Genomic DNA, 12,843 nt, shown 5'->3' with positions numbered 1-12,843 from the left:
TCCATCCCCTTCGAGTTGGCGCAGTTCTTGCATTGTTCCGCCATGAAGGTGCGCGTATTGCCGTATGCGGTGCAACCGAATGGAGATGGGCATCATGGTTCCCGTTGTCGACATGTCCGGATACGCTTCGCCGGGCGGCAGGGCGGCAATCGCCCGGCAGGTGGCCCGGGCGGCGCAGGACATCGGATTTTTCACGATAACGGGGCACGGTGTCCCGGCTGCGCTCATCGAGGACATGCGGGCAGTGTCGAAGGCGTTCTTCGGATTGCCCGCCGCGCAGAAGGCAACGGCGCATCGCAGGCATCCTGATCACAACCGCGGCTTCTTCCCGTACGGCGAGGTGGCCCTGGCCAAGAGCACGGGGCACGCCACGCCGCCCGACCGCAAGGAAGTGTTCTCCATGGGGCTGCAGCGTCCACCGGAGGATGTGGACCCGTCCAACCCGGATGCGGCCATCCATTTCGCGCCGAACTACTGGCCCGAGGGCTTCCCGAGGATGCAGGAAGTCTGGGCCCGCTACTTCGACGAACTGCTGGCGCTGGCGGACCGGCTGATGCGCGTCTTCGCGCTCGCGCTGGATCTGCCGGAAGACTTCTTCGTCAAGCGGATCGACCACTCGCCCAGCAGTCTGGCCGCGGTGGACTACTTCGAGACGTCCCATGCCGCGCAGGAGCAGCAACTGCGCGCCGGCGCGCATACCGACTACGGGACCTTGACCATCCTCCTGTCGGAGAACAAGCCCGGCGGGCTGCAGGTGCGTACCCGGGCGGGCGAATGGATCGATGTGCTGACGGTTCCCGACGCCTTCGTCATCAACATCGGCGACCTGATGCAGCGCTGGACCAACGACAAGTGGCTGTCCAACCTGCACCGGGTGGCCAATCCGCCTGCCGACGCCAGCGGGAACAGCCGCCGGCTATCGATCGTGTTCTTTCACAACGCGAACTTCGATGCCCTCATCGAATGCATTCCCAGTTGCCTGGACGACGGGACGGCCAAGTATCCGCCCATCCTGGCCGGGGAACATCGTCTCGAGAAGTTCCGCCGGGCGAACCGCGTCTCCTGAATCCCTGTAGCCGAGTCCGAACATGATCCGATCCTTCCGTCGTCTTGATCGCAGTTTCACGCGCGGCATCGCCGTGCTCGTGGTGGGTGCGGCCGCCACGCTGGCTCACGCGCATGCCCAGGCCCAGGTGACCCTGCGCGCCGTGGGGCAGACGTCGAATACCGGCTTTCACGTGCCCATCGAACGCGAGTTCTTCGAGCAACTGGCGCAGACCTCGGGCGTCGATCTCAAGGCGACGATCACGCCGGCCGACGTGGCGGGCATCCAGAATGCCGACGCTTTGCGTTTGCTGCGCAACGGGACTTTCGACGTGATGTCGGTCCAGATCGGCCAGGCCGCTCGCGACGACCCCTTCATCGAAGGTATCGATCTGGTCGGTGTGGCCACGGATATGGCATCCATCCGCAAAGCCGTCGATGCTTACCGGGAGGTGCTGGATCAGCGTCTGCAGAAGCGCTTCAACGCGAAAGTCCTGACCCTCTGGCCTTTCGGTCCGCAGGTCATTTTCTGCAAGTCCCCGCTCGCCGGTGTGGCCGACCTCAAGGGGCGCAAGGTCCGGGTGTTCACGGCATCGATGTCCGCCCTGGTTTCGCAATTGGGCGGCGTGGGCGTGACCATGCCGACGCCCGAGGTCTATCCCGCGCTGGAGCGTGGCGTGGTCGAGTGCGCAATCAGCGCTGCGTGGGCCGGCAACCTGAACAAGTGGCCCGAGATCACCGATCGCCTGCTGCCGCTGGGCCTGTCCAGCTCGGTGCAGGGCCATTTCATCAACCTGAACACCTGGAACAAGTTCTCGCCCGAGGAGCAGGCAAAGCTCACCGCACAGTTCGACCTGCTGGAGGAGCGGTTGTGGCAGCTCGCCGAATCGCTGGAAGCGCGCGGGATCGAGTGCAACACGGGCCAGGGCGAATGCGCGTCGCCCTTCACCCGCTTTTCGATGGGGCTGGCGCCGGTGGCTGCGGCCGACCAGGACATCGTGAAAAAGGCCGTGCAGGAGGCCGTCCTGCCGGCATGGAAGAAAACCTGCGATGCCATCGAGCCCACATGCTCGGCCACCTGGAACGGCACGGTCGGCGCCTCGATGGGCGTGGCCATTCCCTGACGCCGGAGCGCGCAGCATGCGATTCACATTCCTGATGGCGCGGGTGACGGACCGGATAGCGCTGGCCGCCGGCTGGTGGCTGCTCATGTATGCCACGGTGGTATGCATCGAGATCGTGGCGCGCAAGTTCCTGCAGACCAGCATCCAGGGCATCGACGAGGTCGGCGGCTACACGCTGGCGGTGGTGGCTGCCGTGGGCTATTCAGGCGCCTTGCTCAGCCGCAGCCACACGCGCGTGGACTTCGTCCTGAATCGCCTGCCTGTGCGGATGCGCTGTGTCCTGAACGTGACTGCCATGGTCCTGCTTGCGATCCTGGCCGGCCTCCTGGCCGAGGGCGGCTGGCGCGTCCTCGAGGAGTCCCTGGAGTTCCAGTCGCGCTCCACGTCGCCGCTGCAGGCGCCGCTCTACGTGCCGCAGGCCGTCTGGCTGGCGGGGCTCGTGCTGTTCTTCCTGACGGCGCTGGTTCTGTGCGTCGAGTCGATCGTACTCGCCGTGAGCAAGGGGCCCGCCGCGGTCAACCAGCGCTTCGGCCCGCCCTCGCTGGAGGAGGAAATCCGCGCCGAGGCGGGGCTCGAAGTTCGCGAACCGGCTGCGGCGCGACCGGCTACGGCAACGCTCGCGCCGAAGGTGCAGTCGTGAGCGCCACCCCCCCGCTGCCTGCAGGCGCTGACGCGTCTGCCGCGGGAAGGACGTCGCGCAGCGACGGGAGGGTAGCCCGGTGAGCGCGATCGCCATGTCGGCGGTCATCTTCGCGGCCATGCTGACGCTGATGTTCCTCGGCCTGCACATCGCAGTCGCGATGTTCGCCGTGGCGGTCGTCGCGGCCGCCGTCTGGATCGGCCCTGCGGCGGTCCACGCGGTGGGTACCCAGATCTGGGCGGCGACCGAGGATCCGCTTCTGCTGTCGATTCCGCTGTACATCCTTCTGGGCGAGCTGCTGGTAAGGGGAGGCTCGACGGACAAGATGTATGGCTCGTTGAGCGACTGGTTCGGACGTATGCCGGGCGGCCTGCTGCATTCCAATATCGCAGCCTCGGCCATGTTCTCCGCCGTATCCGGATCGTCCGTGGCGACGGCCGCCACCATCTCGACCGTGGCCTTGCCCAACTTCCGGCAGCAGGGCTATGACCCGCGACTGGTGCTGGGCTCGATAGCCGCCGGCGCAAGCCTGGGCAACCTGATCCCGCCTGGCATCGCGTTCCTGATCTATGGCGCCATGACCAATACCTCCGCGGGGCGGCTGTATGCCGCCGGCATGGTGCCCGGCCTGCTCATGGCGCTCTTGTTCCTGCTGACGATCTACATCATCGCCCGCGCGCGGCCGGGCTTGACGGGTGCGCGTCCCCAGCCGCTCAGCCTGCGGGACAAACTGCGCCGCAGCCGCTATCTTGCGGGGCCTACGGTCATCTTCGTGGTGGTCATGGGGGCCATCTATACGGGTTGGGCCACCGTCACCGAGAGCGCGGCGATCGGCGTGATGCTGGCTGTCGTCTTCTGCGCGCTCTACGGAACCTTGTCGGTGGGCCTGCTGCACGACGCCTTTCGCGCGACCATGCGGCTGACCGCGATGAGCATCCTGATCCTGTCGGTCGCGTTCTACCTGAACTTCGTGCTCAGCCAGTTGGGCGTGGCACAGGCTTTGTCGCGCGTGGTCGGCGGCATGGAGGTGTCGCCCATCGTGCTGCTGTGGTGCCTGGCCGTTTTCTATTTCCTGCTCGGCATTTTCTTCGAGACCCTGCCGATGCTGGTCGGCACCGTGCCCATCCTGTTCCCCATCGTGGCCGCGGCAGGCATCGACCCCATCCTGTTCGGCGTCTTCATCGTCCTGATGACCGAGATGTCGCTGCTCAGCCCGCCGGTCGGCATGACGCTTTACGTGATCCAGGCGGTCCGCGGGGAAGGCAGCATCCGCGAAGTGTTCGCGGGAACGCTGCCTTTCCTGGCGGCGATGATCCTGATGACCGCGGTGCTGATTCACGTGCCGGCGGTGGCGCTGTGGCTGCCGAGCCTCATGTTCGGCCGCTGAGCGGGCGCGTTGTTCCATGGTGGCGGCGCGGCGGCGGTGCGCATGAAGCGCCGCACCACGCGCGCGCTGACGCCGCCGTGCGCATAGGCTGGCGTCTTTGCACTCCGGATCCGCGCATGCGCACTCCCGTCGTCACGCCGCCGCAAGCCCGCGATACGCCGGACTACGATGGCCGCTGGAAAGACGCGCTCGATGCCTATGTCGGCGCCTGTCTGGCGCTATTCTGGCCAGAACTTCACGCCGAGGTGGACTGGTCCACGCCGCCCGTATTCCGTGACAAGGAACTGCAGCGCCTGGCGGGCGCGCGCAGACGCGGGCGCCGCCACGTCGACAAGCTCGTCGACGTGCACCTGCGCGGCGGCGGGACGGCCCAGCTTTTCATCCACATCGAGGTGCAGGGCAGGGTGGATCACGCGTTTCTCTCGCGCATGTACACCTACCACTATCGGCTGCGTGATCGCCATCCGGGGCGCGAGGCCATCCATCTGGGCATTGCAACCCGCTCGCCCGCTGGGCCGCCCATGCTGACCTATCGGCTGGCGCCCTTGCAGGGACGGTTCGGCCATCTGGAGTTTGCCTTCCCGGTGGTACATTTGGCAGACTGGCGTGGCCGACAGGCCGAACTGCTGTCGCTTGCGGCGCACAATCCGTTCGCGATCGTCGTGCTGGCCGATCTGGCCTCCAGCGGCCTCGCCGAGCGCGCGCCTGCGGCCCGATTGCGGCGCAAGACCGAACTGACACGCCTGCTCTATCAGCATGGCTACGGCGAGAGCGATGTGCACCGCCTCTTCGTTTTCATCGACGGGGTCCTCACCCTGCCGCCGCTCGAGCGGCTGGCATACACCGAGGCCATCGCCCGCCTGGAAGGAGAATATGACGTGGCCTATGTCACCAGCGTGGAGCGGGTAGGGATTCAGAAGGGCCTGGAGAAAGGCCTGGTCATGGGGCGCGAGCAGGGCCGGGCCGACGGCGTGCGGGAAGCGTTGGCGGCCCAGCTCGAACAGCGCTTCGGCGCCTTGCCGCCCGATGTGCGTGCACGCATCGGGGACGCCGCGCCGGATGTGCTGCTCGCGTGGCTGATGCGGGTACTGGAAGCGCGCTCGCTCGACGACGTGTTCGGCTGACCGGACGCGATGTTCGCGGGCCGCTCGACAGCCCGCGAACGGCGATCTGCGTTCAGCCGTCCAGGCCCAGCACCTGCTGCATGTCGAACAGGCCCGGCGCATGGCCGGCCAGGTACCGCACGGCGCGCAGGCTGCCCTGCGCGTAGTTGGCGCGGCTGCTCGAGCGGTGGGTGATCTCGATGCGCTCGCCGGTGCCGCAGAAGAAGACGGTGTGATCGCCCACGATGTCGCCGCCGCGCACCACCGAGAAACCGATGCGTCCGGGCTCGCGTTCGCCGGTGTGGCCGTGGCGCGCCCAGTCGGCGACGTCGTCCAGCGACTTGCCCCGGGCCTGGGCGACGACCTCGCCCATCTTCAGCGCCGTGCCCGAGGGGGCGTCGACCTTCTTCCTGTGATGCGCCTCGAATACTTCGACGTCGTAGTCGGGCAGCATGCGCGCGGCAAGCTCGAGCAGCTTGAGCGTGGTGTTCACGCCGACGCTCATGTTGGGCGCGAAGACCACGCCGATGCGCTGCGCGGCCTGGGCGATGGCCGCCTTGCCGGCATCGTCGAAGCCCGTGGTGCCGATGACGACGTTGGTGGCGTGCTCGACGCAGGCCGCCAGATGCGCCAGCGTGCCTTCGGGTCGGGTGAAATCGATCAGGCAATCGGCGTCGGCGAGCGCAGCCGGGTCGTCGGTGATGACGACGCCGGTGTGCTGGCCCAGGAAAGCCCCGGCGTCCTGCCCCAGGCCGGGGCTGCCGGCGCGGTCCAGGGCCACGGCAAGGGACAGGTCGGGCGCCTGCAGAACGGCGTCGATGAGTTCGCGGCCCATGCGGCCGCTGGCGCCGGCGACGGCGACGCGGATGGTGTTGCTCATGTGCGGAACAGGGTGAGGGCTCAGCGCAGCGGCACCGTGCCGCCCGATCCGCCCGCGCTCGGCACGGAGGAGGGGCTGGCGACGGGGGCCTTCTGCAGTTGAAGCATGGGGTTGCGCACGGCTTGGGGCTGCTCGGCCTGCTGGGTTTCGGTGTCCTCGCGTTCGGCCGGCGGCGGCACGACGGCGCCGGCGCCCAGCCCGTCGATGCTGCCGACCACGGCGCCCGGCTCGGGCAGCGGGCTGAAGGCCTGCTCGCCTTCGCGCGGTTGCTGGAACGGCTGCAGGTTGGGCTGGGGATCGCCGTCCCAGCGCGCGAGGATGTCGCCGTCGAAGTACACCGTGAAGTGGCGCTCCTGCACCTGGCCGTAGCCCGGCTTCAGGAAGTAGGGATATTCCCAGCGGTCGGCGTGGAACAGCGGCGTCAGGGTCGGCGTGCCGAGCACGTAGCGCACCTGCTCGCGCGTCATGCCGGGCCGTAGCTGGGCGATCTGCTGGGACGTGACCCAGTTGCCCTGCTGGATGTTGGGGCGGTAGGGCTGCCAGAACGCGCGGCCAGTACGGTCGACGGCGCCGCAGGCGGCAAGGGTGGCCGCGGCCAGCGCGACGCAAGCCAGGCGCGCTGCGCGGCGCCCGCCAATGAAGCTCGAAGATGACACGATATGGGAGCCTGTCTCGGGGTAGTCCGGCAAAAACGGTATCATAACGGCTGAAGCCGCAAGCAGGGAATTTGCCATGTCCGACCAGAACGAACTCAAGAGCATGGGCCTGAAGGCCACGTATCCGCGGCTGAAGATCCTCGATATCTTCCGCAGCGGTACCGAGCGCCACATGAGCGCCGAAGACGTCTATCGGGCCCTCATGGCCGAGAACGTCGAGATCGGCCTGGCCACGGTGTATCGCGTGCTCACCCAGTTCGAGCAGGCCGGTCTGCTCTCGCGCAGCCAGTTCGACAGCGGCAAGGCCGTGTTCGAGCTGAACGAGGGCGATCACCACGACCACCTCGTCTGCACGAATTGCGGACGCGTCGAGGAGTTCTACGACGCAGAGATCGAGCGCCGCCAGCACCTGGTGGCCAAGGAGCACAACTTCGTGTTGACCGGACACGCCATGGCACTGTACGGCATCTGCCCGCAATGCGCTGCGCGCGGCAAGGGCGGCCACGTGGGCTGAGGTCCGGTCGTGCCTGCCCCGGGCCCGCTTGGCGCCCGGGCGGGCAGGCGCTGCCAGCGCGTGACCCGCCTGGGATCAGGGTACGAGTACGGTCGAGCCGGTGGTGCGGCGGCCTTCCAGGGCGCGATGCGCCTCGGCGGCGTCGGCCAGCGCAAAGCTCTGCTGGGGTTCGCTGACGATGCGTCCGGCCAGCACGTGCTCGAACAGCTCCCGGGCCATCTCCAGCATGTGCGCGCGCGGCTGGATGTAGTGCATCATCGCGGGCCGCGTCATCCAGATCGACCCCTTGGCAGCCAGTAGCTGCGAGTCCACGACGACCGATCCCGAGGAGGTGCCGTTGCTCACCAGCGCGCCGCGCGGCTGCAGGCAGTCCAGCGAGTCCATCAGCGTGTCCCGCCCCACCGAGTCGTAGACCACGGGCACGCCCTTGCCGTTCGTGATTTCCCTGACGCGCTCGACGATGTTCTCGCGCGCGGTGACGATCGTGTGCGCGCAGCCGTGGGCCCTGGCGATCTCTGCCTTTTCGTCGGTACTGACGGTGCCGATCATGGTTACACCCATGGCGCGCGCCCACTGGCAGGCGATCAGTCCCACCCCCCCGGCGGCGGCGTGATAGAGGATGGTTTCTCCGCCATGGAGCGGATAGACCTGGCGAAAAAGGTATTGCGCCGTCATGCCCTTCATCATCAACGTGGCGGCGGTGCGCTCGGCGATGCCGTCCGGCAGCGGGATCAGGACGTCGGCCGGCATCGTGCGCGCCTGGGCGTACGCACCTTGAGGGCCGATCAGGTAGCCCACGCGCTGGCCGACCTCGACCTCGGTCACGCCCGGGCCCACGGCTTCGACCACGCCGACCGCATCCGAGCCCAGGCCGTTGGGCAGCGCCAGGGGATAGCGGCCGGTGCGAAAGTAGACGTCGATGAAATTGACCGCGATGTAGCTGTGTCGCACGCGCACCTGTCCGGCGCCGGGTTCTCCGACGGCCACGTCTTCGAGTTTCAGGACTTCAGGGCCGCCGGTTTCGTGGAATCGGATCGCCTTGACCATGGGAATCTCCTTGCGTTTTCTGGGGGGGCGGGCAGGTCAGTTCAGTTGGATGCCGAAATTCTTCACGATGCCCGCATTGCGCTCGAACTCGGCGCGCAGGTCGCCTGCGAGCTGTTCCTGCGTGCGCTGGGCCCGCACGATCTCGAAGCCCGTGCTCGCGTAGCGTTCGCTCATGATGGGCGAAGCGTTGAGCTTGGCGAACGTAGCGTGCATTTTCTGCATCAGTTCGGGCGGCGTTGTGCCCGACGCGAAGACGCCCGCCCAGTTGCTGAAATCGATCTCCGGGTAGCCCAGTTCGGCCATCGTCGGCACTTCGGGATACTCCGGCAGGCGGTCCCGGTAGGCGACGCCCAGCAGCTTGACCCTGCCGCTCGCGATCAGGGGCTTGGAGGTCACGGAACCGTCGAACATCAGCGGGATCTGGTTGCCCATGACCTGCGTCAATGCGGGCGCCGAGCCTGCGAACGGTACGTGCTGCATGTCCAGACTCGCCTTCTGGTTGAGGATGGCGCCGGCATAATGCGATGCCGTGCCCTGGCTGTACGAGGCGAAGGAGACCGAGCCGGGATGCGCCTTCACGTAGTCGATGGCGCCCCGGGCATCGTCGGCCTCGAATTGCGGCGAGGCGATGAAGAGCATGACCGAGCGCGCCATCTGCGCCACCGGCTTGACGTCGGTCATCGCGTCGAATCCGCCGTCGAGCACGTGCGGAACTTCGGTCAGGATGTTCGTGACCGTGATCAGCAGGGTATTGCCGTCGGCGGGCTGCGACAACAGGTGCTTGACGGCGATCGCACCGCCCGCGCCGGGCCTGTTCTCGACGATGACGGGCTGCTTGATTTCGTGGGACAGTTGGTCGCTGACGATGCGCGCAAAGATATCCATGGTCCCGCCCGCGGGTGCGGGCACGACGAGCTTCACGGGTTTGTCGCCGAATGCGAGGGCGGCCGGTGCAGGCGCGAGGGCGGCGAGCGCCATCGAGAGGGTGGCAAGACAGGACAGGCGTTTCATGGCGGGATGACCTGGAGGTGGATGCTGGGATCGGGTGTTCGTTCAGACGAAGGCGCCGTGCCTGGACGCGGGGGCGGGCTTTGCCTGTCGGCGCCGGGCCGCGCGAGGCGGCAGCGCCGGCCTTGCGCGGCCCGGCACGGTGACGCTGCGATGGCGCAGCCGCACGCGGCCTTCAGGCCACCTTGCGCAGGAATCCCTGCTGGCACCCGTCGCGGTTGGGCGCGAAGCCGTTGGCCGCCAGCGTCTCCTCCACGGTGTCGTAGAACACCCCGATCCGGCTGATCTCGCGCGCCTGCCGGGCCGTGGCGATGGGGCGGCCGAATTCCCGGGCGATGCGCACCAATTGCTCGATCTGCGCCGCCGTCCCGATCTTGGCGCTGCGGTCCTGGTTCCACAGGTTGTCCTCGGTGCCGCAGCGCACGTGCAGCCCCATGGCGATGCCCATCATGTTGACCGGCAGCACGTTGAGCACCGAGCTCTCCACCGTCAGCACCGCGCCGTCGGGCACGGCGCGCACGAAGTTGGCCAGGCTGTAGACGCTGGGCGTGTCCATGCCTCCGCCGATGGCCACCCAGTTCATGACCAGCGGGCCCTTGTAGATGCCGCGGCGCATCAGCCGCTCGACCGATTCGAAGCTGTTCAGGTTGTAGCATTGGAAGGCGCTCTGGATGCCCGCGGCGCTCAGGCGGCGGATGTGCTCCTCGGCCCAGCCCGGCTGCGCCGGCACGGTCATTTCCTTGTAGGCATTGAAGACCGCCGGTTCCTCCATCGAGGTGCCTGCGATGTCCCTGGCGTCGAACTGCTCCAGGATGTTCATCTGCGAGGTGTTGATGGTCACCGTCACCTGGTCCGGCTTGGGATCGAGCTCGGCCAGCATGTGGCGCGTGTCGTCGGAGAGCCACTTGGCCGCGGCACCGTCGGTCTCGGGCGCGAAGCTGATCGAGCCACCGACCTGGATGATCATCTCCGGCACGCGCTCGCGCACGCCGGCGATCAGTTCGTTGAACTTCGAGAGTCGCTTGCTGCCCTTGCCGTCCAGTTCGCGCACATGCAGGTGCAGCACCGTGGCGCCGGCGTTGTAGCAGTCCACCGCCTTCTGGATCTGCTCTTCCATGGTCACGGCGATCTCGCCAGGAAAGTCCGAGGGCAGCCACGAGGGCGCGTAGGGCGCGGCGGTGATGATCAGCGGCTGCTGGTTCTCGGGGAAAAGGTGGCCGTCGAGAAAGTTCATGCGTGTCTCCGTTGCGAGGTCATCGAGCGTGGCTCGTCATCCTGGAAGTGCGGTCCGTGCGCCGGCGCTGCGAGCGCCGTCGAGCCGGTCCGCGGTGGGGGGGTGCGGTTGGCGGCTCAGAACGTGGGTGCGCCGACGATCGCGGCACGCTCCATCTTGCGGTGGCAGGGCGGGTAGTCCATCACCGCGTAGTGCTGGGTCGCGCGGTTGTCCCAGATCGCCACGCTATGGGGCTGCCAGCGCCAGCGCACCTGGTACTCGGGAATGGCGGCCTGGCTGATCAGATACTGCAGCAGGCCGGAGGCGCCCTGGGTGAAATCCTGGCCGAAGCGCACGTTGGCGGCGGTGTGAAAGTTGGTGAAGTGCGTGGTGAAGCCGTTGACGAACAGCACCTTCTCGCCGGTTTCGGGATGGGTGCGCACGACGGGGTGCTCGGCGTCCGGGTACTGCGCCTTGAGGGCCAGCCGCTTCTCGATGGGCATGGCGGCGCCGAAGGTGGCCTCGATGCTGTGGCGCGCCCGCAGCGGCGCGATCAGCGCCTTGATATGTTGGGGCAGCCGTTCGTAGGCCAGCGCCATGTTGGCCCACATGGTGTCGCCGCCCACGGGCGGGCATTCGACACAGCGCAGCACACAGCCCATGGGCGGCGCTACGCGCCAGGTGGCGTCGCAGTGCCAGGAGTTCTCGTAGCGGTCGTTGGGGTGCTCGGGCGACTTGTAGATGCAGACCAGGCCGGGGTGATCCGGGTCGCCGCCGACCACGGGATGGTCTTCCAGCTCGCCGAAGCGGCGCGCGAAGGCAACGTGCTCGGCGCGGCTGATGTCCTGGTTGCGCAGGAACAGGACTTTGTACCTGAGCAGCATCGCCTTGATCTGCGCGAAGAGCGCATCGTCGCGTGCCGCATCGGCGAGATTGACATCGAAGAGCTCGGCGCCGATGGCGCAGGTGAGGGCTTCCAGGCGCATGCTTGTCTCCAGTCCTTGTCGTAGGCCAAGCCTGCATCGGGCTTGCTCTTACGTAGCCATACTTACGTAGCCATACTTTAGGAAGGTCAGGCCGGGCGCGTTGTGCAATTCATGCCACCGCTTGTGCATTTCGTGCCAGAATCCCAGCTCCGGGCAGGAGAATCAGCATGTCCACCCTGGTGCGTGCAGCCGCGTTGACCAATTTCACTGAGGTCTTTCGGGCCCTGGGCGACGACCCCGAGCGGGCGCTGCGCCAGGCCGGCCTGCGGCCTGCGCTGATCCGGCAGCAGGACCAACTGATCGACGTTGCCCTGGCCGCCCGGCTGCTGGAGGACGCGGCGCGCGCCACGCAGTGCGAGTCCTTCGGCCTGCGGATGGCGCAGTCCCGGCAACTCTCGAATTTCGGCGCGGTCAGCCTGCTCCTGCTGCACCAGCCCACCTTGCGCCACGTGTTCAAGACGCTGATCGAGCACGCGCACCTGCTGAACCAGTCGCTGGCGATACAGATGGAGGAGGCGGGCGGTGTCGTCGTCCTGCGCGAGGACATGGCTTCGGCCGGCCCCATGCGCCAGTCCATCGAGCTGGCGATCGGCGTGCTGTTTCGCATGGGCGAAAGCCTGCTGGGGCAGTGCTGGCGGCCGCAGCGCGTGTGTTTCAGTCACTCGGCGCCCAAGGACGGCGGCACGCATGCCCGGCTGTTTCGCTGCCGCGTCGAGTTCGACGCCGAGTTCAACGGCATCGTGTGCCGCGGGGCCGACCTGGACGAACCCAACCCGCTGGCCGATCCGGTGCTGGTCCACTACGCCCGCAAGGTGCTGGAGGCGATGCCGCCGCAGGGCTCGGCCCGCGTCGGCCAGCAGGTGCGCCAGGCGCTCTACCTCGCGCTGCCGTTCAGCCATGCGACCTGTGCGAGCATTGCGCAAGGTATGGGCCGCAGCGTGCGCACGTTGCAGCGCGAGCTGGACCGGGAAGGCCTGAGCTTCTCCGAACTGCTGGACAGCGTGCGCCAGGACCTCGCGCAGCGCTATGTCGCCAACCCGCGCCACAGCATCGGCCAGGTCGCCGCCATGCTCGGCTATGGCAGCCATAGCGCGTTCACGCGCTGGTTCAGGGCGCGCTTTGGCGAATCACCGCAGGCATGGCGCGAGCATGCCCGCGGCTGAACAGGCCCTAACTGTCGCGCTGGCCGGCGCTGGCCGGCCGGTTGCCGATCCCGGCCAACGCGCGGCCGGGCGGCGGCG

General features: G+C 67.5%; 13 protein-coding genes. 7 read left to right on the top strand and 6 right to left on the bottom strand.

The window, feature by feature from the left end; all coding sequences use genetic code 11:
* Positions 1 to 94: 94 nt before the first annotated feature.
* From FOZ76_RS04475 to FOZ76_RS04455, 5 genes are all read left to right on the top strand, one after another.
* The gene (locus FOZ76_RS04475) at positions 95 to 1,066 is read left to right on the top strand and encodes an isopenicillin N synthase family dioxygenase (RefSeq protein ID WP_170235293.1); all 972 of its coding nucleotides are present in this window, start codon (positions 95 to 97) and stop codon (positions 1,064 to 1,066) included.
* 22 nt (positions 1,067 to 1,088) lie between these two features.
* A complete protein-coding gene (locus FOZ76_RS04470) occupies positions 1,089 to 2,168 on the top strand; it encodes a TRAP transporter substrate-binding protein (protein ID WP_143946927.1) in 1,080 nt (359 codons plus the stop codon).
* A gap of 16 nt (positions 2,169 to 2,184) precedes the next feature.
* The gene (locus FOZ76_RS04465; protein WP_170235292.1) at positions 2,185 to 2,808 is read left to right on the top strand and encodes a TRAP transporter small permease subunit; all 624 of its coding nucleotides are present in this window, start codon (positions 2,185 to 2,187) and stop codon (positions 2,806 to 2,808) included.
* A 79-nt stretch (positions 2,809 to 2,887) separates the two neighbouring features.
* Entirely contained in the window at positions 2,888 to 4,195 is a 1,308-nt protein-coding gene (locus FOZ76_RS04460) for a TRAP transporter large permease (RefSeq protein ID WP_246129284.1), read from the top strand.
* 116 nt (positions 4,196 to 4,311) lie between these two features.
* On the top strand, positions 4,312 to 5,319 hold the full coding sequence (locus tag FOZ76_RS04455) for an RpnC/YadD family protein (protein ID WP_143946925.1): 1,008 nt from the start codon (positions 4,312 to 4,314) through the stop codon (positions 5,317 to 5,319).
* 52 nt (positions 5,320 to 5,371) lie between these two features.
* Here FOZ76_RS04455 and dapB read toward each other — a convergent pair whose 3' ends face one another.
* Both dapB and FOZ76_RS04445 read right to left on the bottom strand, forming a co-directional pair.
* On the bottom strand, positions 5,372 to 6,178 hold the full coding sequence (dapB, locus tag FOZ76_RS04450) for a 4-hydroxy-tetrahydrodipicolinate reductase (protein WP_211365998.1): 807 nt from the start codon (positions 6,176 to 6,178) through the stop codon (positions 5,372 to 5,374).
* 20 nt (positions 6,179 to 6,198) lie between these two features.
* The gene (locus FOZ76_RS04445) at positions 6,199 to 6,834 is read right to left on the bottom strand and encodes an outer membrane protein assembly factor BamE (RefSeq protein WP_342781862.1); all 636 of its coding nucleotides are present in this window, start codon (positions 6,832 to 6,834) and stop codon (positions 6,199 to 6,201) included.
* A 76-nt stretch (positions 6,835 to 6,910) separates the two neighbouring features.
* Between FOZ76_RS04445 and fur the strand changes: the two genes are divergently transcribed.
* Entirely contained in the window at positions 6,911 to 7,348 is a 438-nt protein-coding gene (fur, locus tag FOZ76_RS04440) for a ferric iron uptake transcriptional regulator (protein WP_143946923.1), read from the top strand.
* A gap of 75 nt (positions 7,349 to 7,423) precedes the next feature.
* On the opposite strand, the gene FOZ76_RS04435 is transcribed toward fur, so the two are convergent.
* From FOZ76_RS04435 to FOZ76_RS04420, 4 genes are all read right to left on the bottom strand, one after another.
* Entirely contained in the window at positions 7,424 to 8,395 is a 972-nt protein-coding gene (locus FOZ76_RS04435; RefSeq protein WP_143946922.1) for a quinone oxidoreductase family protein, read from the bottom strand.
* Between the two features lie 36 nt (positions 8,396 to 8,431).
* The gene (locus FOZ76_RS04430) at positions 8,432 to 9,406 is read right to left on the bottom strand and encodes a Bug family tripartite tricarboxylate transporter substrate binding protein (RefSeq protein WP_143946921.1); all 975 of its coding nucleotides are present in this window, start codon (positions 9,404 to 9,406) and stop codon (positions 8,432 to 8,434) included.
* A 172-nt stretch (positions 9,407 to 9,578) separates the two neighbouring features.
* Positions 9,579 to 10,637 carry a beta-keto acid cleavage family enzyme gene (locus tag FOZ76_RS04425; RefSeq protein ID WP_143946920.1) on the bottom strand — a complete coding sequence of 353 codons (1,059 nt, stop codon included), beginning with the start codon at positions 10,635 to 10,637 and terminating at the stop codon, positions 9,579 to 9,581.
* A 116-nt stretch (positions 10,638 to 10,753) separates the two neighbouring features.
* Positions 10,754 to 11,602, bottom strand: a complete 849-nt coding sequence (locus tag FOZ76_RS04420; RefSeq protein WP_143946919.1) for a TauD/TfdA dioxygenase family protein — start codon at positions 11,600 to 11,602, stop codon at positions 10,754 to 10,756.
* A 167-nt stretch (positions 11,603 to 11,769) separates the two neighbouring features.
* Between FOZ76_RS04420 and FOZ76_RS04415 the strand changes: the two genes are divergently transcribed.
* Positions 11,770 to 12,765 carry an AraC family transcriptional regulator gene (locus tag FOZ76_RS04415; RefSeq protein ID WP_143946918.1) on the top strand — a complete coding sequence of 332 codons (996 nt, stop codon included), beginning with the start codon at positions 11,770 to 11,772 and terminating at the stop codon, positions 12,763 to 12,765.
* The last annotated feature ends 78 nt before the right edge of the window (positions 12,766 to 12,843 follow it).

Source organism: Verticiella sediminum (assembly GCF_007558815.1).
Lineage (GTDB): Bacteria > Pseudomonadota > Gammaproteobacteria > Burkholderiales > Burkholderiaceae_B > Verticiella > Verticiella sediminum.
Note: the sequence above shows the minus strand (reverse complement) of the source record. Positions and strands in the feature narration are given on the sequence as shown.